The organism is Solibacillus sp. FSL W7-1436 (genome assembly GCF_038007305.1).
In the GTDB taxonomy this organism is placed as follows: Bacteria; Bacillota; Bacilli; order Bacillales_A; family Planococcaceae; genus Solibacillus.
In genome coordinates this window covers 180,886-201,433 of record NZ_JBBOWV010000001.1, presented here as the reverse complement: position 1 = coordinate 201,433, position 20,548 = coordinate 180,886, and the positions used below count along the sequence as shown (strand labels likewise).

At 39.3% G+C, this 20,548-nt stretch carries 19 protein-coding genes; 16 read left to right on the top strand and 3 right to left on the bottom strand.

What is annotated here, in order from left to right; translation table 11 throughout:
* The first annotated feature begins 81 nt into the window (after window positions 1-81).
* From MKX73_RS00975 to MKX73_RS00960, 4 genes are all read left to right on the top strand, one after another.
* Window positions 82-732: a TrkA C-terminal domain-containing protein gene (locus tag MKX73_RS00975; protein ID WP_340715926.1), complete on the top strand. Its 651-nt coding sequence runs from the start codon at window positions 82-84 to the stop codon at window positions 730-732.
* 226 nt (window positions 733-958) lie between these two features.
* The gene (locus MKX73_RS00970) at window positions 959-2,158 is read left to right on the top strand and encodes a quaternary amine ABC transporter ATP-binding protein (protein ID WP_340715925.1); all 1,200 of its coding nucleotides are present in this window, start codon (window positions 959-961) and stop codon (window positions 2,156-2,158) included.
* On the top strand, window positions 2,151-3,014 hold the full coding sequence (locus MKX73_RS00965) for an ABC transporter permease (RefSeq protein WP_340715924.1): 864 nt from the start codon (window positions 2,151-2,153) through the stop codon (window positions 3,012-3,014). The genes MKX73_RS00970 and MKX73_RS00965 overlap by 8 nt, the downstream gene beginning before the upstream one ends.
* A gap of 1 nt (window position 3,015) precedes the next feature.
* A complete protein-coding gene (locus tag MKX73_RS00960) occupies window positions 3,016-3,903 on the top strand; it encodes a glycine betaine ABC transporter substrate-binding protein (protein WP_340715923.1) in 888 nt (295 codons plus the stop codon).
* A 121-nt stretch (window positions 3,904-4,024) separates the two neighbouring features.
* Here the strand turns inward: MKX73_RS00960 and MKX73_RS00955 are convergent, their stop codons facing one another.
* Complete coding sequence (locus MKX73_RS00955) at window positions 4,025-5,215, bottom strand: coenzyme F420-0:L-glutamate ligase (RefSeq protein WP_340715922.1); 1,191 nt, start codon at window positions 5,213-5,215, stop codon at window positions 4,025-4,027.
* Window positions 5,216-5,367: 152 nt separating this feature from the next.
* Here MKX73_RS00955 and MKX73_RS00950 point away from each other — a divergent pair, with 152 nt between their 5' ends.
* Window positions 5,368-6,261, top strand: coding sequence for a LysR family transcriptional regulator (locus tag MKX73_RS00950; protein ID WP_340715921.1), 894 nt, complete (start codon window positions 5,368-5,370; stop codon window positions 6,259-6,261).
* Window positions 6,262-6,283: 22 nt separating this feature from the next.
* Window positions 6,284-7,729, top strand: coding sequence for a DEAD/DEAH box helicase (locus MKX73_RS00945; protein ID WP_340715920.1), 1,446 nt, complete (start codon window positions 6,284-6,286; stop codon window positions 7,727-7,729).
* Window positions 7,730-7,796: 67 nt separating this feature from the next.
* Here the strand turns inward: MKX73_RS00945 and MKX73_RS00940 are convergent, their stop codons facing one another.
* Complete coding sequence (locus MKX73_RS00940; protein WP_340715919.1) at window positions 7,797-8,690, bottom strand: TetR/AcrR family transcriptional regulator; 894 nt, start codon at window positions 8,688-8,690, stop codon at window positions 7,797-7,799.
* 230 nt (window positions 8,691-8,920) lie between these two features.
* Here MKX73_RS00940 and MKX73_RS00935 point away from each other — a divergent pair, with 230 nt between their 5' ends.
* A complete protein-coding gene (locus tag MKX73_RS00935) occupies window positions 8,921-10,444 on the top strand; it encodes a DHA2 family efflux MFS transporter permease subunit (protein WP_340715918.1) in 1,524 nt (507 codons plus the stop codon).
* Between the two features lie 89 nt (window positions 10,445-10,533).
* Window positions 10,534-10,905 carry a VOC family protein gene (locus MKX73_RS00930; protein ID WP_340715917.1) on the top strand — a complete coding sequence of 124 codons (372 nt, stop codon included), beginning with the start codon at window positions 10,534-10,536 and terminating at the stop codon, window positions 10,903-10,905.
* Between the two features lie 38 nt (window positions 10,906-10,943).
* On the opposite strand, the gene rnhC is transcribed toward MKX73_RS00930, so the two are convergent.
* Entirely contained in the window at window positions 10,944-11,873 is a 930-nt protein-coding gene (gene rnhC / locus MKX73_RS00925) for a ribonuclease HIII (protein ID WP_340715916.1), read from the bottom strand.
* Between the two features lie 263 nt (window positions 11,874-12,136).
* Here rnhC and zapA point away from each other — a divergent pair, with 263 nt between their 5' ends.
* From zapA to MKX73_RS00885, 8 genes are all read left to right on the top strand, one after another.
* Complete coding sequence (gene zapA, locus MKX73_RS00920) at window positions 12,137-12,397, top strand: cell division protein ZapA (protein ID WP_008405018.1); 261 nt, start codon at window positions 12,137-12,139, stop codon at window positions 12,395-12,397.
* A 5-nt stretch (window positions 12,398-12,402) separates the two neighbouring features.
* Window positions 12,403-12,942, top strand: a complete 540-nt coding sequence (locus MKX73_RS00915) for a CvpA family protein (RefSeq protein WP_340715915.1) — start codon at window positions 12,403-12,405, stop codon at window positions 12,940-12,942.
* Entirely contained in the window at window positions 12,918-13,088 is a 171-nt protein-coding gene (locus tag MKX73_RS00910) for a hypothetical protein (protein ID WP_340715914.1), read from the top strand. Before MKX73_RS00915 ends, MKX73_RS00910 begins: the two co-directional genes overlap by 25 nt.
* Before the next feature lie 64 nt (window positions 13,089-13,152).
* Window positions 13,153-14,871, top strand: coding sequence for a DNA polymerase/3'-5' exonuclease PolX (gene polX, locus MKX73_RS00905; protein ID WP_340715913.1), 1,719 nt, complete (start codon window positions 13,153-13,155; stop codon window positions 14,869-14,871).
* Between the two features lie 14 nt (window positions 14,872-14,885).
* On the top strand, window positions 14,886-17,252 hold the full coding sequence (locus MKX73_RS00900) for an endonuclease MutS2 (protein WP_340715912.1): 2,367 nt from the start codon (window positions 14,886-14,888) through the stop codon (window positions 17,250-17,252).
* A gap of 69 nt (window positions 17,253-17,321) precedes the next feature.
* Window positions 17,322-17,735, top strand: coding sequence for a DUF350 domain-containing protein (locus MKX73_RS00895; protein ID WP_340715911.1), 414 nt, complete (start codon window positions 17,322-17,324; stop codon window positions 17,733-17,735).
* A 427-nt stretch (window positions 17,736-18,162) separates the two neighbouring features.
* On the top strand, window positions 18,163-19,854 hold the full coding sequence (locus MKX73_RS00890; protein ID WP_340715910.1) for a long-chain-fatty-acid--CoA ligase: 1,692 nt from the start codon (window positions 18,163-18,165) through the stop codon (window positions 19,852-19,854).
* A gap of 104 nt (window positions 19,855-19,958) precedes the next feature.
* Window positions 19,959-20,540: a TetR/AcrR family transcriptional regulator gene (locus tag MKX73_RS00885; RefSeq protein ID WP_340715909.1), complete on the top strand. Its 582-nt coding sequence runs from the start codon at window positions 19,959-19,961 to the stop codon at window positions 20,538-20,540.
* The last annotated feature ends 8 nt before the right edge of the window (window positions 20,541-20,548 follow it).

Below are 20,548 nucleotides of genomic sequence, written 5' to 3'. Positions count from 1 at the left end.
AAAAAGGTATATAATGCGATATAGTATAAATATAGGAATTTTGCTTATGCATAATGAACACAGCACAAAGGAGTGCAAATAATGGAGAAGAAAATCCAAATTAAGCAGCCTAAATATCAAGTAATAGCAGAAGATATTGCCGCTAAAATTGTCGAAAAAAAATATGTGGTCGGTGAAAAGATTTACGCCCGTTCATCGCTGGCATCTCAATACAGTGTTTCATCGGAAACCGCGAGAAGAGCGATTGCCGTTCTGCAGGATTTAAATATTGTAGAAGCAACAAAGGGAAGCGGTGTTGTCATCGTTTCCTATGAAAATGCGGCTAAATACATTCAGCGGTTAACAGGCGTTAAGTCTATAAGAGATTTACAAAAACAGTTAACCGACAGTATTGAACGCCAAATTGATGAGTTGCATCATTTCCAGGATACATTAGTAGAAATGGTCAACAGGACTAGCCGCTATCAATCGATAAATCCGTTTGTACCTTTTCAAATCGATATTACTGAAAATTGTCCATTCCTATCGAAAAATGTAGGCGAAATTAATTTCTGGCAGGAAACGGGTGCCACAATAATTGGAATAAAAAAAGATCATGAACTGATTGTTTCCCCTGGTCCATACGCAACACTATCTGCCGGGGATACATTATTTTTCATCGGAAAAGAAGAGTGCTATTCCAATGTTAAACACTTTTTACAGCTGGAAAGTAACAACTTTCAATCAGAATAGATAAAGGTCATCAAATTTATAACAAAAACAAACTACTCCAACATTGTATTTCGGGAGTAGTTTTTTCTGTTTAAGGGACTTTATTTCTAGATGCAGGTGCAAAAAAAGCGATTCTCATTTGACAATAGTAACAACGTCTATTAATATAAAAGTTGTTGCTTTTAACAACCCGAGATAAATATAAAGTTGTTACTAGCGTGAAATCAATTATATTAGGAAGTGGATTATGGGGAAAATTAAAATAGACCGAGTCACTAAAGTATTTGGAAAAAATACATCACAGGCATTAAAGCTCGTGAAGCAAGAGAAATCCAAAGAACAGATTTTAAAAGAAACAAATGCTACTGTAGGTGTATATGAAGCTAGTTTGACAATTGAAGAAGGTGAGATTTTCGTAATTATGGGGCTTTCAGGAAGTGGGAAGTCGACATTAATTCGTTTACTCAATCGTCTCATTCAACCAACGAGTGGTGATATTTATATAGATGACCAAAATATTACAAAGCTCAATAAAAAGAGCCTGCAGCTAGTTCGCAGGGAAAAAATGAGCATGGTGTTTCAAAACTTCGCATTATTCCCGCAACGTACCATTTTACAAAATGCAGAGTATGGCCTGGAAGTCAGAGGCGTTCCGAAAGAGGAAAGACGATTAAAAGCAGAAAAGGCTTTACAGAATGCAGGGTTGCTCTCCTATAAAGACCAGTATCCAGATCAATTATCAGGTGGTATGCAGCAGCGTGTAGGACTTGCACGAGCGTTGGCAAATGATACAGAAATCATATTAATGGATGAAGCTTTTTCTGCTCTTGATCCGCTCATTCGTAAAGAGATGCAAGATGAGCTATTGGAGTTACAAGCTAATTTACAAAAAACAATTGTCTTTATTACACATGATTTAAATGAAGCACTTCGTATTGGTGACCGTATTGCCATTATGAAAGATGGAAAGATCATGCAAGTAGGAACAGGGGAAGAAATATTGACTAACCCTGCAAATGAGTATGTCCGTTCATTCCTGGAAGATGTAGATCGTTCGAAAGTATTGACTGCGGAAAATGCGATGATTCGTCCAATGACAATTCAAATTGATCATGAGGGACCGAAAGTTGCGCTGCAGCGTATGAGAGAAGATAAAGTAAGTGTTCTGCTCGCAGTGGATAAAGCCCGCAAATATTTAGGCTATATTACTGCAAATGATGCACTGGAGCTTGCGCAATCCGGCGAAAAGTCACTGCAGACAATCTTACGCAATGATATGCCGATTGTTGAACCATCAACAGTGATCCAGGACATTTTATCGGTTATTTCCGATTCTCCAACACCAGTTGCTGTTGTCGAAGAAGGGAAACTGCGCGGAGTACTAATCCGTGGAGTTGTTTTAGAGTCGTTAGCCTCTGAAAAAAACGGAGGTGTAGACAATGAGTAAAATTTTAAATCTGGCAACGCCATTACCAGTCGCAGAAAAAGTAGAAGATTTAATGGATATTGTAACAGATACTTTTTCAGCCCAATTCCGTTTCATTCAAAGCAACGGTGAAGATTTGATGGACCTTGTTACATCCGGATTAACAGCTATTCCGCCGTATGTATTTATTTTAATCATTGCCGTGTTGGCATTTTTCGCTACAGGCAAAAAATTCGGCTTAGCCATCTTTTCTATCATTGGTTTACTGTTCATATTAAACCAGGGCTTATGGAATCAGCTTATGAATACATTTACACTCGTGCTGTTTTCTAGTTTAATCGCGATTGTAATCGGTATACCACTTGGCATTCTGATGTCGAAATCAAAAGTAGTAGAAGAAATTTTAAAACCAATTTTAGACTTTATGCAAACAATGCCTGGATTCGTTTATTTAATTCCGGCTGTTGCGTTTTTCGGAATTGGTGTCGTACCAGGTGTATTTGCCTCAGTAATCTTCGCATTACCACCAACTGTACGTTTTACAAATCTAGGTATCCGTCAAGTTCCGACGCATTTAATCGAAGCAGCGGATTCTTATGGTAGTACATTCACTCAAAAATTAGTGAAAGTAGAACTGCCACTTTCAAGATCTACAATTATGGCCGGTATTAACCAAACTGTACTATTATCACTATCGATGGTTGTTATTGCATCGATGATTGGTGCGCCAGGTTTAGGTCGTGAAGTATTATCGGCTCTACAACGAGCGCAAATCGGTAATGGTTTTGTTGCTGGGATCAGTCTAGTAATCTTCGCGATTATTGTAGACCGCCTAACACAAAGTTTAAATAAGCAAAAATCAAATGGGGGAAAGTAAAATGAAAAAAATGAAATGGATGCCTGCAGCTACAGCAATGAGTGCAGCGCTATTATTAGCAGCGTGTGGAGATGACACAACAGAGAAAAAAGAAACGTCATCATCAGAAGATTTAGGTTCAATTGAATTAGCCTATGTAGAATGGGATTCAGAGGTTGCTTCTACGTATGTAGTGGCAGAAGTACTGGAAAGTGTCGGCTATAAAGTTGACATTACACCATTGGACAATGCCATCATGTGGGAAGCAGTTTCTAAAGGTGAAGCGGATGCGATGGTATCTGGCTGGTTACCTGCTACACATGCGTCACAATATGAAAAATACGGTTCAGATCTAGAAGATTTGGGACCAAACCTAAAAGGTGCGAAAATCGGATTAGTTGTACCAAGTTATATGGAAGCAACATCAATCGCTGATTTATCTACAGAGGCAGCATCGACAATTACAGGTATTGAAGCAGGTGCAGGTGTTGTTGCGGCTGCTGAAAGAGCACTTGAAACATATCCGAATCTGGAATCTTGGTCGTTACAACCATCTTCATCAGGTGCGATGACTGTAGCTTTAGAACAGGCAATTAAAAATGAAGAAGATATCGTTGTGACAGGCTGGAGCCCACACTGGAAATTTGCCAACTATGATTTGAAGTATTTAGAAGATCCTGAAGGAGTATTTGGCGGAGAAGAAAGTATTCACACATTTGTACGTCAAGACTTAGAACAGGAGTCACCTGATGCATTCAAGATTTTAGATGCCTTTGAATGGACAACTGAAGATATCGAAGAAGTGATGCTGAACATCTACTCAGGAACAAAACCTGAAGAAGCAGCAAAACAATGGGTTGAAGAAAACCAAGACGTAGTGAACAAATGGACAGAAGGTATTGAGAAGTAAATCAGTACAGTCTATAACGTAAATTAAGTAACGGTGCAAATTTAAAATTTGCACCGTTTTATTTTTTCATCTAAATCAAAAAACAGACTCAACTCCCGTTAAGGGGAATTGAGTCTGTTTTTTATTTTGTATAGTTATCGAAATAGCCTTGGATGTAGATCATTGGTGTTCCTTTATCGCCTGAACCGGAAGTTAAGTCAGATAATGAACCGATTAAATCTGTCAGCTTACGAGGCGTTGTACCTTGCGCAGCCATATTACCAGTTAAATCTTCTTCTTTGTTATTGATATATTCTTTGATTGCTTCTTTCAGTTCTTCACCATGCAGGTTAGAGAAATCATTATCCGCTAAGTACTTCAACTTAATTTCGTTTGGAGTACCATCAAGACCTGGTGTATAGGCAGGTGATACAACAGGGTCAGCTAGCTCCCAAATTTGGCCTACTGGATCTTTAAATGCCCCGTCACCGTAAATCATAACTTCTACAAGTTTCCCTGTAGCTGCTAAAATTTTAGCCTGGATGTCATCTACGATTGGTTGACAGTTGTCAGGGAATAATTTCACTCCATCTTCTGTCGATTTATTTGATCCAAGTAATCCGTATTTAGAGTTAAAGCCAGATCCGTTTACAGATTCAGCTAAAATATTGTCAAGACCATAAATTTTTTCAGCGCCCGCAGCTTTTAAAATCCGTTTTGTACGGAAGCGAGAGTGAATATCACAAGTTAAAATGCTTTTCGTATAATCTAAAATCGTTTTTGCATTGTTCGAGAAGATGACTTCAACTTCCGCACCTTGTTCAACGATTAATTCTTTATAATATTCGATGTAGTCCACACCTGTAAATGTATGTTTGTTAAAACCGAAATGACCACGGAATTCAGCCTCTGTCAATACATCAGTCCATGGGTTGATACCTTTTTCATCAAGTTCATCCAATGATACTAAATGGTTGCCCACTTCATCAGATGGATAGCTTAGCATAAGGACAATTTTCTTTGTACCTGCTGCAATTCCTTTTAAAATATTCGAGAAGCGGTTACGCGAAAGAATCGGGAAAATCACACCTACAGTGTCATCACCGAATTTTGCTTTTACATCAGATGCGATATCTGTAATTTTGGCGTAATTACCTTGTGCACGTGCAACAACAGATTCTGTCACTGTCACTATATCTCGATCTTCAATTGCAAAGCCCTCTGTCTTTGCAGCATTTAACGCTGTATCCACAACGATTTGAACAATATCGTCCCCTTCATTAATAATCGGGCCACGAAGACCTCGTACAACTGTTCCTACTACACGTTCCAAAATAATCTCTCCTTCAAAGCTCTAAGTTATATTTTAATTGCTTTTGCTTACTTTTAAGCAAAACATAAGTAATCTCACAATGTTTACTATAACCTGTTCATGTGATATAAGTAAAATTAATAATTCTAATATCAGATATAAGTGGGGATTATATGATAATAAAGTTGGAAGTTTATCGCATTTTCAATGAAGTAAGTCGAAGCAAAAGTTTTTCGAAGGCAGCAGCTTCTTTATATATGACGCAGCCGGCTGTTAGCCAGTCCATTTCAAAACTTGAGAAAGAACTTGATACCGTTTTATTTAACAGAACACCAAAAGGGGTAACCTTAACAGAAGAAGGTAAATTGTTACACGAATATGTCAACTCCGCTCTTGGTATTCTGGACGCGGGTGAAGAAAAAATCGCCGAATTTAAAAATCTGCGTACAGGCGTTTTACGCATCGGGGTCGGGGATACGATTTCGAGATACTTTTTACTGCCTTATTTAGAGGCATTCCACATTAAATATCCTGGTATTAAATTAAAGGTTTTAAACGGTACAACAAATGAAATATTAGCTTTTATTAAATCAGGGGAAGCGGATTTGGGTATATGCAACTTGCCGATTCAAGATCCACAGCTTCAAGTTATCCCTTGTAAGGAAATTCATGATATATTTGTGTGCGGACAAAAATATAAAAATTTATCAAAAAAGCCAATTCAGCTAGATATGCTCATGAAGCTGCCGTTAATTTTTTTAGAAAAAAAGGCAAATTCCCGAAATTATGTGGAAAACTATTTAAAAGAACAGGGCTATACGATTTCCCCTGAATTCGAGTTAGGCTCACATGATTTAGTATTGGAATTTGCAAAAATTAATTTAGGCATCGCAAGTGTAACAAAGGAGTTTGCGACCGAATACTTGGATAGAGAGATTTTATATGAAATTGAGCTCCAACAGCCAATTCCTAAGCGTAATTTAGGGATTGTCCATTTAAAAAATGTTTCACTTTCAAAAACAACGAGAAAATTTATCGCTATTGTTGATCCGGGAATCATTCATTAATAGAAGAAAAAGAGGAATAAATATGACAACTAATTTTAACGACTATCCATTATCACCTGAATTACAGCGTTCGCTTAAAGATTTGGATTACAGCACACCAACTGAAGTTCAGCAAAAAGTGTTGCCCCATGCATTAAAGGAACAGGATTTAATTGTTAAAGCACAAACAGGAAGCGGGAAAACTGCAGCATTCGCGATTCCGATTTGCGAAAATATCGATTGGATTGAAAACAAGCCACAAGCACTTGTGTTAACACCAACACGTGAACTGGCCGTTCAAGTAAAAGAAGAGTTTACCAATATTGGACGATATAAACGTATTAAAGCTACCGCATTATACGGAAAGCAGCCGTTCCGTTATCAGCAGGACGAATTAAAGCAGAAAACGCATATTGCAGTTGGTACTCCCGGACGCGTACTGGACCATATCGAAAAGGGAACATTGAAGCTTGATAAAATTCGCTATGTTGTTCTTGATGAAGCAGATGAAATGCTTAACATGGGCTTTATCGAGCAAGTCGAAGCGATACTTTCCCATGTGGAACATCGTGAAGTAACGATGCTGTTTTCAGCGACAGTACCTGAAACGATAAAAAAACTGGCATCCAATTATTTAAAAGACCCGATTGACATAGAAGTCCACTCGGAAGAGGCTGTGCCAAAAATTGAGCATGCGGTCATTGAAGTACAGGACGAAGAAAAAACAGCTGCTGTCGAAAAAATCGCGGTAGTGGAAAATCCGGATACGTGCATTATTTTCTGTCGTACGAAAGATCGTGTCGATGCCTTGCACGATTATTTATATGATCGCGAATATAGTGTCGATAAGCTGCACGGCGGCATGGATCAGTCAACTCGTCTGCTTGTCATGAATGATTACAAGCGTGGAGACTTCCGCTATTTAGTGGCAACAGATGTCGCCGCGCGCGGTATTGATATCGAGAACATTTCATTGGTAATTAACTATGATCTACCGATGGAAAAGGAAGCGTATGTACATCGTACTGGCCGAACAGGACGGGCCGGCAAGGAAGGGAAGGCTATTACGTTTGTGACGCCATTTGAACATGACTTCCTGGCAGGGATTGAAGAACTGATAGGATTTACGATTCCTAAGATGGACTTGCCGACTCATGAAGAGGTAGAAGCAAAGGCGGAGGCGTTTGACAAAAAGATGCAAAGCCGACCACAAAAGAAAAAACAGAAGAATGCCAAAGTCGATGCAAACATTACGAAGCTCTATTTCAATGGCGGTAAGAAGAAAAAGCTGCGTGCTGTTGATTTTGTCGGAACGATTGCAAAAATTCCTGGTATGACCGCTGCAGATATCGGCATTATAACGATTTTGGATACTTCTACATTCGTGGAAATTTTGAATGGAAAAGGTAATCTCGTGTTAAAAGCAATGAAGACAACGCCGATTAAGGGTAAACAACTGAAAGTGCACATTTCGACAAGCACTAACTAATAAAAAGTCGTATTGAACAGATGACGTTCAATACGACTTTTTTATTGACTAGGAATAGATGCGAGTATTACTTCTGGTCACCATTTTTGATGAAGTACCATAATAAATTTGCAAGTTCCACATTTTCCCCGGCATGCGGTGTGTTTGCAAAAGCTTCGCGGAAAGGTTTAAGCAGTGTTTCAATAACCGCAAGACGCAACTCATTACGCTGCAGTTCATCCAGAATACTTTCAGTGAATTGAGTCCCCGTCTCATTGTCAGTATCCAGTTGTAACTGGTCAAGGAATCCCTGGACCTTTTCGATTAAATCACTCTTTGTAATCGACTGGTAAATTTTTTTCTCTTCGACTAGCTGAAGTGCATCCTGTGTAATGAGGATTTCACCATTTTCCAACATAACAGGATAAATCGCTTTAATGTTACGCAATGCAATTTGCAAAATTTTCTTCTGGTCGATCATTTTACTGTAGAAGAGGCGGTGGGAATAGGTTAAATGGTGAACCATCGCGAAATATAAAATGGCTAGCTCAAGCGAATAGGGACGGACCTTCTCGCCAAAAATATCGATGAATCGATTGGATACCCACTCAATTTCCAATAGGCGATAGCGTTCCAATAAGTGTCGGAGCTCCTTGTCATTCGACTGAAAGATATTTTCGAACAAGGATACCAAGTTTTGTTTTTTATTGATTTGCATAAGAACGAGAATTTGTTCCAATAATAAGTTTTCATCGGTAATATCTTGATTTAGCAACATTTCATGCCGTAATAAGCTTGCTTCGTATCGGGTCTGTTCCATAATCGACTTAAAACATTCCACTTTAGATGGGAAATAATTATAAAATGTCCCTTTCGAAATAAGCGCTTTGTCTAAAATGTCCTGTATTGATGTTTCATGAAAGCCTTTTTCGATAAAAAGCTGCAATGCACTATCAAGTACCTGTCTTTTTCGTTGATTCATGAACTTCCTCCATATCAATTAAAACGATTTCCTTTGCATATAACGTAATAATAGTGAATTTCTTTGTACTATATACTCTGAATTGTACTCTCATTCTACTGTTTAAAGCGTGTATTCGCAATGTTTTTAGACTATGAGTATAAAAATGTTGAATTTTTTGGACTGCGAGTATAAAATAGTTCGAGTACAGAAATAGAAAGATTGAAAGATTGAAGAAGGGGAATAAAATTATGGAACAGACACAAGATGTAAAAACATTTAAAAAGCCTCCGTATTTAATGATAGCCGTATTATTTGTCGGGGCGTTTGTAGCATTTTTAAATAACACATTATTAAACGTAGCATTACCATCAATTATGGCGGCTTTTGATATTGAGGATTATTCGACAGTACAATGGTTAGCGACAGGCTACATGCTAGTGAGCGGGGTATTGGTTCCGGCTTCTGCATATTTAATTACAAAATTCAGAACACGACCTTTATTCATTTTATCGATGTCGATTTTCGTTATCGGTACAGCATTGGCTTCATTTGCGCCTAGCTTCGGATTTTTACTGGCAGGCCGTATGATTCAGGCAGCTGGGGCAGCAACGATGGCACCGATTTTAATGAACGTTATGCTCATTAGCTTCCCGGTTGAAAAACGCGGGCAGGCAATGGGGATGTTCGGTCTAGTTATGGTATTGGCTCCAGCAATCGGGCCGACTTTATCTGGATGGATTGTTGAACATTATGACTGGAGCGTACTGTTCAAAATGATTCTTCCGATTGCCGTTTTATCATTATTACTGGCAGTTTGGAAACTGGAAGATGTCCTTCCGAACCGAGATGCTAAAATCGATATACTTTCAATTGGATTATCTACAATCGGTTTTGGCGGATTATTATACGGCTTCAGTACAGCTAGTTCAGCCGGCTGGTCGGCAATAGAAGTATGGGGAACAATTACAGTAGGGGCAATTGGTTTAGCGTGGTTTATCATTCGCCAATTCCGCTTAGAGCAGCCGTTACTGGATTTACGTATTTACACATATCCTTCATACGCATTAGCTTCTGTTGTATCAATGGTATTATCTGTAGCGATGTTCTCAGGGATGATTTTAACACCTGCCTATGTGCAGAATGTCCGTGGAATCGAACCGTTTGAAGCAGGTTTAATGATGTTGCCGGGTGCAATAGTAATGGGGATTATGTCACCGATTACAGGGAAATTATTTGATCAGTTCGGACCGCGTATTTTAGCTGTTATCGGATTAACGATTACAACATTAGCAACTATCGGATTAGGTTATTTGGAAGTTGATTCATCGTACTTATTTATCATTTCGATTTATACAATTCGAATGTTAGGTATTTCAATGGTTATGATGCCAATTATGACAAACGGTTTAAATGCATTGCCGAACCGTTTAAATCCGCATGGTACAGCGATGAACAATACAGCTCAGCAAGTAGCAGGGGCAATTGGTACAGCAGTATTAGTAACTATTTTCAACTCACACACAAAAACTCGTGCAGCTGAAATTGCAGCAGATATGCAAGCGAATGCTTCCTCTTCTGTACAGCCGACTGCTGAGCAAATTGCACAAGCCCAGGCACAAGTAATGCAACAGGCAATGCTTGACGGGATTACGTACAGTTTCTTCGTGGCAGCGGGAATTACAGTTGTCGCTTTAATTTTAGCGATATTTATTAAGCGTGTGGATGTAACGAAGCGTGAAGACTTTATGGGAACTGTCCCGGAAAAAAAATAAAATAATGCAGCGGCGGGAGATTTTATCACCTGCCGTTTTTTATTTGTTATACTTGGGTAAATTACGCTGTATAAAAAGGAGCTTGAAAAATGATTGAACAATTAGGGCAAGTCATGCTGTATGTAGAAGATCAGGAACAGTCAAAAAAGTTTTGGACTGAAAAATTAGGATTTACTGTAGTTTCCGACATCACTAATGGCATGCGAATTATTACGATTGCACCAAAAGATGAAACGCAGACAAGCATTGTATTGCATGACAAAAAGAAAATAGAAGAAATGTCTCCTGAATTGAATTTGTCTACACCTTCGTTAATGTTTTATGCTAAAAATTTAGAGGAACTGTATGAAGATTTTAAAGCAAAAGGAATTACGGTCGGGGAGTTCATGAAGATGCCTTTCGGGAAAGTGTTCAACTTTGCTGATGATGAAGAGAATTATTTTGCGGTAATGGAAAAATAATAATGGAGCTGTGCCAATTGATGGCGGCAGCTCCTTTTCTATTTCTTCTTTTGCAGAAGTTTGCGTGCTTTTTCAGTATTGGCAAAATGCCATTTCGTCATAGAACGAAGTGTCTCCTCACCATGCTTCAACCAAATTTTAGCAGCCATTTCATCGACTTTGCCGCTCGCTCCTTTTTGAAGAGGGAACCCAGTCACTTTTGCAAGACGATCCATTTCTTTAAGAAATGCATAACGCGCCAAAATCGAGGCAGTAGCAACGGCTACATGCAGATTTTCCGCTTTTGTTGAAAACAGGACATTTTGGCGGACAATTTCTTTTTCATTTTTTATGTGATTATAGTAAATACCGCGCTCTGCAAATTGGTCGATTAAAATATACTGAGGGGTTTCCGGTGCTATTTTTGTCAATACATGCTTTAATGCCTGATTGTGCAGCAGCGCTTTAATTTTCCCCTGCGAATACCCCCGTGCCTGAATTGCATTGTATTTATCATTGCGCAGCGTCAAAATACTGTGAGCGCAAACCTTCATCAAATCCGGAGCAATTTGCCGCATATAGTCATCAGTTAATTGTTTGGAGTCCTTCACACCAAGTTCCTGGACGAGCGCTATTTTATCTGCTGGAACATAGACAGCGGCAACCGTTACAGGGCCAAAGTAATCGCCTGTTCCCGTTTCATCTGAGCCTAAAACAGATAATGCCGCAAAATTGTCCGGCAGTTTATCGCCTTTCGTCGAGGCAACTTTAGTCGTTGAAGTACCTGCTTGACCCCATCGTGCTGCTTCACGATCTGCCCCCGCCCCTTGAAACATTACTTTTCCTGATTTATATGCAGTAATGGCCGTATCGGCAAGTTTTGCCGCGAAAATAACACCGGGAGCCTTTCGTTCGATAAGGGCGTCTTTATAGAAATGTTGTATTGATTGCTGTTGTTCAGCACTGCAAAGTAAAACAATATTTGTCATAATCGATCCTTTCAAAAATGATGTCATACTATGTAGTATAGCTTTTTTGAAAAAAAAGGGGAACTTACATATGTATGCTTCTTTAGAAGGAACATTCTGGACATGGTGTTGCGATAGTGAAATTGGAAATGTTATGATGTACAATAGGAAAATGGCATCGTTATATAATAGAATCAATCAGGTTTGCTTTCAATCTTTTATTGGGCAAAGAACGAAAAAAGTTTTTTCGTTACTGTTCACTTATTTTTTCTGGAGGGATTATTTTGGCTGAGCAAGAAAAGAATCGCATTTCCGTAGAAATATATGGTAATACATATAAAATGGTAGGAACAGAATCATCGGTCCATATGCGTCTTGTTGCTTCGTTAGTGGACGACAAAATGCGGGAAATCAGTGCCCATAATCCATCTTTAGATACAGCGAAGCTAGCTGTATTAACAGCCGTTAATTCTGTGCACGATTATCTATTATTAAAAGAGCAATTTGAAAAACTAGAAATACAATTGAAACATTTGAAGGGTTGACATACATGTTGGATTTAATTATTCTCGCAGTTTTTATCATTAGTCTCATAGTTGGAGCGAAACGAGGGTTCGTTGTTCAACTTATCAATATCGGAAGTTTCATTATTGCCCTCATTGTAGCGGTTATTTACTATAAGCCGCTAGCAGAAAAATTTGTTTTATGGATTCCGTATCCTGGATTTACAGAAGGTTCAACAATGACGCTCGTTCTGGATTCACTCGATGTTGACCGTACGTTTTATCGCGTCTTTGCGTTTGCCATTATTTTCTTTGCTGTAAAGATTGCCCTCCAAATTGTCGGATCAATGTTTGATTTTTTAACGTATTTACCTGTATTGAGTTCATTAAACTATGTATTAGGTGCAGTTCTTGGATTTATCGAAATGTATCTTGTTCTTTTTATTGGACTGTATGTTGTAGCACTACTGCCGGTGGAATCGATTCAAACATTCATCGACAGTTCGATTTTGGCAGGACTTATACTGGAGCATACACCGCTTATTACAAGCATGTTCCAAAATTGGTGGTATATTCAAAAGAACTAACTTATGTAGCGGGTGTCCAAAATTCGGAAAAGGAATTACTAAAGAAGGAAGTCAGCCTGAAAGCATCGCATTTTGCTAAAACTGCTGACTTATCCGTTTACCGCGGATCTTTAGCCGAACCTGGACACCATTATGCCGAGGCGTAATTGATTTGAAAATCATGCAGTGCTTCTCTCGATTTTCGGGAGGAGCTTTTTTAAAGGAGAGACAATGATGAACAAAAAAATTATTATCCGTACATTGGAAAAAATAGCTTTATATATGGAGCTGCAGGCAGAAAATCCGTTTAAAGTATCCGCATTCCGAAAAGCGGCGGCAGCACTCGAGGCAGACGAGCGGAGCCTGAGCGAAATCGATGATATTACAGCAATTAAAGGGATCGGAAAAGGAACGGCTTCGGTTATTACAGAGCTGATGGAAATCGGGGAATCGACTGTATTGAAGGAGCTGGAGGCAGCTGTACCGAAAGGGCTTGTTCCATTGATGAAACTACCCGGGTTAGGTGGTAAAAAGCTTGCCAAATTGTATCAGGAACTGAACATCGTGGATGCAGCCACATTAAAGGCAGCGTGTGAGGCAGGGCAAGTAAGAGCGCTTGCAGGGTTTGCGGCAAAAACTGAGGAAAAAATTTTAAAAGAACTTGAAACATTTGGTTCCCGTGCTGAGCGGTTACCTATTTGGCAGCTTGAGCCTGTTGTTTTGGAAATTAACGAGCTTTTAGCGAGTTTGCCTGAAGTAGAAAAGTTCTCGGTTGCAGGAAGCTTCCGACGCGTTGCGGAAACGAGTAAAGATGTTGATTTCATCGTGGCAACGAAGGAATATGAGTCTGTTCGTGAAGCGATTTTAACGCGCCTTGCGATATTGGAAACTGTTGCGGCAGGGGATACAAAAGTGTCTGTCATACTGGATCGTGAAGAACCGGTAAGTGTAGATTTCCGTTTAGTGTCGCGTGAAGAATTTGCGTCAGCACTTCATCATTTCACCGGTTCGAAAGACCATAATGTACGCATGCGTCAGCTTGCAAAATCATTAGGGAAAAAAATAAGTGAATATGGTGTCGAGCAGGAAGATGGTACTGTAGTAACGTTTGAATCGGAAGAAGCGTTTTTTGCGCATTTCAATTTACCTTTTATTCCGCCGACTGTGCGTGAAAGCGGGAAAGAGCTGGACCGTTTGGACGAGCTTAGCGGATTAGTGAAGCTGGAAGATATCGTATCGGATCTTCATATGCATACAACATGGTCAGATGGTGCGCATTCAGTGAGCGAGATGGGGCAAGCTTTAATGGATATCGGATATTCACATGCCGTCATTACCGATCACTCGCAATATTTAAAAGTGGCGAATGGATTAACACCTGAACGACTTGAACAGCAAAAGCTTGATATTTATGCATTTAACGAAGCAAATCCAAGTTTCCGACTATACAGAGGTACGGAAATGGATATTCTGCCTGATGGAACATTAGATTTTGGAGATGATGTTTTAAAAGAACTGGATTTTGTTATCGCATCGATCCATTCAAGTTTTACTCAATCGCAGGACAAAATTATGGCGCGCTTAAAAACAGCAGTAGAAAATCCGTATGTCCATATGATTGCTCACCCGACAGGCCGTATCGTCGGACAGCGCGGCGGCTATGATCCGGATGTACCGTTACTGATCGAATGGGCAGCAGAAAATGGTAAAATATTGGAACTCAATGCAAATCCGTACCGCCTGGACTTAAGCATCGAATATTTAATGCTGGCAATGGAGAAAAATGTACCAATCGCCATCAATACAGACGCGCATGCAATTGATCAGCTGCGCTTTATGGACATCGGTGTCAAATACGCCCAAAAAGCATGGCTGAAAAAAGACCTGATCGTCAACACATGGTCCAAAGAAAAGTTCGAAGCATTTATTGCGAAAAATAAAGAAAAGTAATAGGAGGTGTTCTCATGATCGAACAACGAGCATTGAAAACACTAGAATTTCATAAAGTACGCGAGCAAGTAGCGGCATTTTGTACGAACTCTATCGGAAAACAAGCGATCGATGAACTTGTACCGGAAACGGATTACGATACAGTTGTCGAACTCCTGGAAGAAATGGACGAAGGGCTCGCGATTTTACGCGTAAAAGGCAATGTGCCGTTGGGTGGCATTTTCGATGTACGTCCACATGCACGACGCTCACAGATCGGCGGTATGCTCAGCCCGATGGAATTAATGGAAATTGCAAGCACAATACGGGCAAGCCGGATTTTACGGAATTTCATTGAAGATATTGAATCGGAAAATACGATTGAAATCCCGCACTTTATTGAACGTAAAGAACAAATGCCTGTCTTGACTGCATTGCAGCACGAAATTAATGACTGTATTGATGATAATGGTACGGTGCTTGATTCAGCGAGTCCTGCCTTACGTTCAATTCGCCAGTCTTTACGTTCAGAAGAGTCGAAAGTGCGTCAGAAGCTGGAAAGTCTCACACGTGGTTCGAACGCTACAAAAATGCTGTCTGACGCGATTATTACGATTCGTAACGACCGCTTCGTAATCCCGGTTAAACAAGAGTATCGTTCGCATTATGGCGGAATCGTCCACGATCAGTCAGCTTCAGGTCAAACTTTATTCATCGAGCCTGATGCGGTGATTCAGGCGAACAATGAAGTACAGCGTCTCAAAGTGAAGGAAAAGGCTGAAATCGAGCGCATTCTGTCCGAACTTACTTTAAAGGTACAGGAAGTCGGTCATGAAATATTTGTTCTTGTGCAGTTACTTGGAGAACTGGACGTCATTTTAGCAAAAGGGAAATACGGACAAGCGAATAAATGCACAATGCCAAAAATGAATAAAGAAGGTTATACACGACTAGTTCGCGCACGGCACCCGCTATTGCCAATTGAAGAAGCTGTTGCCAATACGATTGAATTTGGACGGGATATTACAGCAATTGTTATTACTGGACCAAATACAGGTGGTAAAACAGTAACATTGAAAACAGTGGGACTGTGTACAATTATGGCACAGTGCGGACTGCCGGTTCCGGCACTGGATGGTTCGGAATTGGCCGTGTTTGAGCAAATTTTTGCAGATATTGGCGATGAACAGTCAATTGAACAGTCATTATCAACTTTCTCTTCTCATATGGTGAATATAGTAGACATTTTAAGCAAATTTAATGAAAAATCTTTAATTTTATTTGATGAGCTTGGTGCAGGTACCGATCCGCAGGAAGGTGCAGCTCTTGCAATTGCTATATTGGATGAAACAGTCGATCGCGGCGCACGTGTTATGGCAACATCCCACTATCCGGAGCTGAAGGCATATGGCTATAACCGTCCATCAGTAGTTAACGCAAGTGTAGAGTTCGATATTGAAACACTCAGCCCGACGTATCGATTGCTCATTGGGGTGCCGGGTCGTTCAAATGCATTTGAAATTTCCAAACGACTTGGATTAAGTTCAAATGTAATCGACCATGCAAAATCCTTTACAGGTACTGACCGTCATGAAGTAGAGTCAATGATTGCTTCACTTGAAGAAAGCCGATTACGATCTGAACGTGAAGCAGACGAAGCTCACCTTTTACTGGAAGATGCACAAAAAATCCGTACAGAGCTGGAAGAACGTCTTCGTATTTATGATGAGAAAAAGGAAAACCTGGAGAAAAAAGCGAAAGACAAGGCTCGCAAAATTGTCGATGAGGCGAAGAAAGAAGCCGAATCAATTATTGCAGAGTTGAAAAAAATGAAAGAAAATGCCGCTTTATCAGTTAAAGAGCATGAGTTAATCGATGCGAAGAAACGTTTGGATAATGCAGCACCGATTGACAATAACAAAGTGCTTCAAAAGGCTGTCGCTGCCCGTGAGCGTAAGCAAAACCTGCAATTGGGCGATGAAGTAAAAGTATTAAGCTACGGTCAAAAAGGTACACTTCTGCAAAAAGCAGGAAATGAGTGGGTTGTTCAAATTGGTATTTTAAAAATGAAACTGCCCGAGTCCGATTTAGAATATGTGAAACCGGAAAAAGAACAGGTTACTCGTCCGATGATGAACGTAAAAAATCGCAACAGCATCGTGAAACTGGAACTTGATTTACGCGGCGAACGATATGAAGAAGCGCTTATTCGCACAGAAAAGTATTTAGATGATGCATTGTTGGCGAACTATCCGCGTGTATCGATTATTCACGGTAAAGGGACTGGTGCATTACGCCAGGGAATTCAAAACTTCCTGAAAAACCATAAACGTGTGAAATCATACCGTTATGGTGAAGCGGGAGAAGGCGGATTCGGTGTTACCATTGTAGAACTAAAATAGTTGTTGCTCCTTTTAAATTATGCGCTAATATTAAAGTAGAAAGAAAATAATTAAAGGGGGTAAAATGGATTGCTAGGATCAGACTTTTGGCACCATCCTCTCGTAGAAACAGCAGGCTATTTTAGTGTGGTAGTCCTTTGCCTATTCGTATCAATGATTTTATTTGAGGTCGTAACAAAGTATAAAAATTGGGATGAAATAAAAAAGGGAAATGTCGCGGTCGCTTTAGCTACTGGAGGAAAAATTATAGGCGTCTGTAATATTTTCAGATATTCGATTAATCAGCATACATCATTTATTGAAATGCTCGGTTGGGGTTTATTCGGTTTTACGTTATTGATTTTTGCTTATTTTCTATTTGAGTTTTTAACGCCGAAATTTAATGTGGATGAGGAGATTGCAGCTGACAACCGTTCAGTTGGATTTATTTCATTTACTATTTCTCTCGGTTTGTCATTTGTTATCGGAGCAAGTATTTCATAGGAGCATACACATGGAAACATTATCGAAAATCTTACTCGTCGTCTGTTTCATTTTTCTTGCAGTCGGCATTTACTACATGATGACACTCTAAACATAAAAGCAAATGAACTAGTATTTAATTAGTCCATTTGCTTTTTTTATTAGGTACAGATTGACAGCAACCGAATAATCTTTACTTTATCCAGACCTTTAATAAAAAAATATTTTAACTAGTTAAAACTTTATTGGAAAAGTATATTTCCATACTAAACGAATAGTCCTATATGTTTTCAATTCAATAATACTATAAAACTCAAAACAAATAACGAGAAAATATATGCATAAACGAGAATATAATGTGTGTATCTATGAAAATAGTTTGAAACCATTTCCAAAGTTCATTATAATGATGTAAAGAAGTAAAGCTTTAGTAAAGGGGAGGAGTTTTATGACAGAAAAGGTTTGGTTGGCAAGCTATCCGAAAGAAGTACCACATTCTATTGATTTGCCGGAAATTCCTGTACACCAGTTTTTAACACAAGCATATGAGTCATTGCCCAATAAAGTCGCAATACACTTCATGGGGCGAGAGCTTACGTACAAAGAGCTTTATGAATCAGCTTTGAAGTTTGCGAACTACCTGCGTTCTCTGGGGGTGGAGAAGGGGGATCGGGTAGCAATTATGCTGCCGAACTGTCCGCAAGCGGTCATCGCCTATTATGGGACGATGTATGCAGGTGGAGTTGTCGTACAGACGAATCCGCTTTATACAGAACGGGAACTGCAATATCAGATGTCGGATTCCGGAGCAAAAGTAATTCTAGTGATGGATATTTTATACCCAAGGGCAATGAAGATCTTACATGAGACAAATATTGAAAATGTCATCGTTTCAGGAATTAAAGACTATTTGCCATTCCCGAAAAACTTAGTATATCCGTTCATCCAAAAGAAACAGTACGGTTTTAGTGTAAAGGTTGAACATAGCGGAACAAATCACCTGTTCACAGAAATTATGAAAATGGCCAAAACGGATAAAATCGAGCAGGACTTTGATTTTGAAAATGATTTGGCGTTATTGCAATACACTGGCGGGACGACAGGTTATCCGAAAGGTGTTATGTTAACGCATAAAAACCTGATTGCAAATACATTAATGTGTGATGCATGGATGTATAAATGTAAAAAAGGCGAAGAGACAATTTTAGGCATACTTCCTTTCTTCCATGTATACGGTATGACAACGGTATTAATTTTATCTGTCATGCAGCAAGGAAAGATGGTATTACTTCCGAAATTTGATGCGGAACAGGCATTGAAAACGATTGATAAACAAAAACCAACTTTATTCCCCGGTGCACCAACAATGTATATCGGGTTATTGAATCACCCGGATTTAACAAAATATGACCTATCTTCAATTAAAGCGTGTTTAAGCGGTTCTGCCGCATTGCCGCTGGAAGTTCAGGAAAAGTTTGAAGAATTGACAGGCGGCCGTTTAGTGGAAGGATACGGTTTAACCGAAACTTCTCCAGTTACTCATGCCAACCCAATTTGGGATCATCGTATTAACGGTTCAATCGGGTTGCCATGGCCGAATACAGAAGCGGTTATTTTACGCTCAGGTGAAACAGAAGCAATGCCTGCAGGTGAAATCGGTGAAATAGCGGTTAAAGGGCCACAAGTTATGAAGGGCTACTGGAATCGTCCAGAAGAAACAGCAATGGCATTTTCAGATGGCTGGTTTTTAACGGGTGATTTAGGTTATATGGATGAAAAGGGTTATTTTTATGTTGTTGACCGGAAAAAAGATATGATTATTGCAGGCGGATTTAATATTTACCCGCGTGAAGTAGAAGAAGTACTGTATGAGCATGAGGCAATTCAGGAATGTGTCGTGGCCGGTATACCTGATCCGTATCGCGGAGAAACCGTAAAGGCATATATTGTCCTTAAAGAGGGTAAATCCGTTACAGATAAGGAACTGAACGAGTATTGCCGGAAAAACCTGGCTTCATATAAAGTGCCGCGTTTCTATGAATTCCGCCAAGAGCTGCCGAAAACAGCTGTCGGAAAAATCTTGCGCCGTACACTTATTGAAGAAGAAAAACAGAAAATGGCACAACAAGAAGCAAAATAATTAATTGTTTAGCAAACTATTGACAGAATGCAGAACAAACTATAATATGAAAACATGAATGAATGGTCATTCATGTTTTCATATTTTTTTTGGTGGTGATCTGCTTGAAACGAAACAAACCCAAATATATGCAAATAGTAGACGCAGCAGTCATTGCTATCGCAGAAAACGGCTATCATCAAGCCCAAGTTTCAAAAATAGCCAAACAAGCTGGGGTTGCCGATGGTACAATCTACTTATATTTCAAAAACAAAGAAGATATTCTAATTTCTGTATTCCAGGAAAAAATGGGGATTTTCGTAGAGAATTTACAGGCTATAATAAAAAGTGGGGAAACTGCATCCGATAAGTTATGTAAAATGATCGAAAATCATTTCCGGGTTCTATCGAGTGATTTACACTTAGCAACTGTAACTCAGCTTGAGTTACGGCAATCGAATAAAGAAATTAGACTGAAAATTAATTCTATTCTAAAAGAATATTTAATTTTACTGGATCAAATTTTAATCGAAGGTATGCTGAATGGTGAATTCAACCAGACGATGGATGTTCGTATTGCGAGACAAATGGTGTTTGGCACTATTGACGAAATTACGACAACTTGGGTAATGAACGAAAATCGATATGATTTATTAGAGCAAGCTCCGAAAGTTAAGCAATTACTGCTAAACGCACTTAAAGCATAAAGGGGATG

Excerpts from the sequence above, each read along its gene's own strand:
- MKX73_RS00975 (WP_340715926.1), top strand. The coding sequence starts at position 82 with ATGGAGAAGAAAATCCAAATTAAGCAGCCTAAATATCAAGTAATAGCA.
- MKX73_RS00970 (WP_340715925.1), top strand. The coding sequence starts at position 959 with ATGGGGAAAATTAAAATAGACCGAGTCACTAAAGTATTTGGAAAAAAT.
- MKX73_RS00965 (WP_340715924.1), top strand. The coding sequence starts at position 2,151 with ATGAGTAAAATTTTAAATCTGGCAACGCCATTACCAGTCGCAGAAAAA.
- MKX73_RS00960 (WP_340715923.1), top strand. The coding sequence starts at position 3,016 with ATGAAAAAAATGAAATGGATGCCTGCAGCTACAGCAATGAGTGCAGCG.
- MKX73_RS00950 (WP_340715921.1), top strand. The coding sequence starts at position 5,368 with ATGATAATAAAGTTGGAAGTTTATCGCATTTTCAATGAAGTAAGTCGA.
- MKX73_RS00945 (WP_340715920.1), top strand. The coding sequence starts at position 6,284 with ATGACAACTAATTTTAACGACTATCCATTATCACCTGAATTACAGCGT.
- MKX73_RS00940 (WP_340715919.1), bottom strand. The coding sequence starts at position 8,690 with ATGAATCAACGAAAAAGACAGGTACTTGATAGTGCATTGCAGCTTTTT.
- MKX73_RS00935 (WP_340715918.1), top strand. The coding sequence starts at position 8,921 with ATGGAACAGACACAAGATGTAAAAACATTTAAAAAGCCTCCGTATTTA.
- MKX73_RS00930 (WP_340715917.1), top strand. The coding sequence starts at position 10,534 with ATGATTGAACAATTAGGGCAAGTCATGCTGTATGTAGAAGATCAGGAA.
- rnhC (WP_340715916.1), bottom strand. The coding sequence starts at position 11,873 with ATGACAAATATTGTTTTACTTTGCAGTGCTGAACAACAGCAATCAATA.
- MKX73_RS00915 (WP_340715915.1), top strand. The coding sequence starts at position 12,403 with ATGTTGGATTTAATTATTCTCGCAGTTTTTATCATTAGTCTCATAGTT.
- polX (WP_340715913.1), top strand. The coding sequence starts at position 13,153 with ATGATGAACAAAAAAATTATTATCCGTACATTGGAAAAAATAGCTTTA.
- MKX73_RS00900 (WP_340715912.1), top strand. The coding sequence starts at position 14,886 with ATGATCGAACAACGAGCATTGAAAACACTAGAATTTCATAAAGTACGC.
- MKX73_RS00890 (WP_340715910.1), top strand. The coding sequence starts at position 18,163 with ATGACAGAAAAGGTTTGGTTGGCAAGCTATCCGAAAGAAGTACCACAT.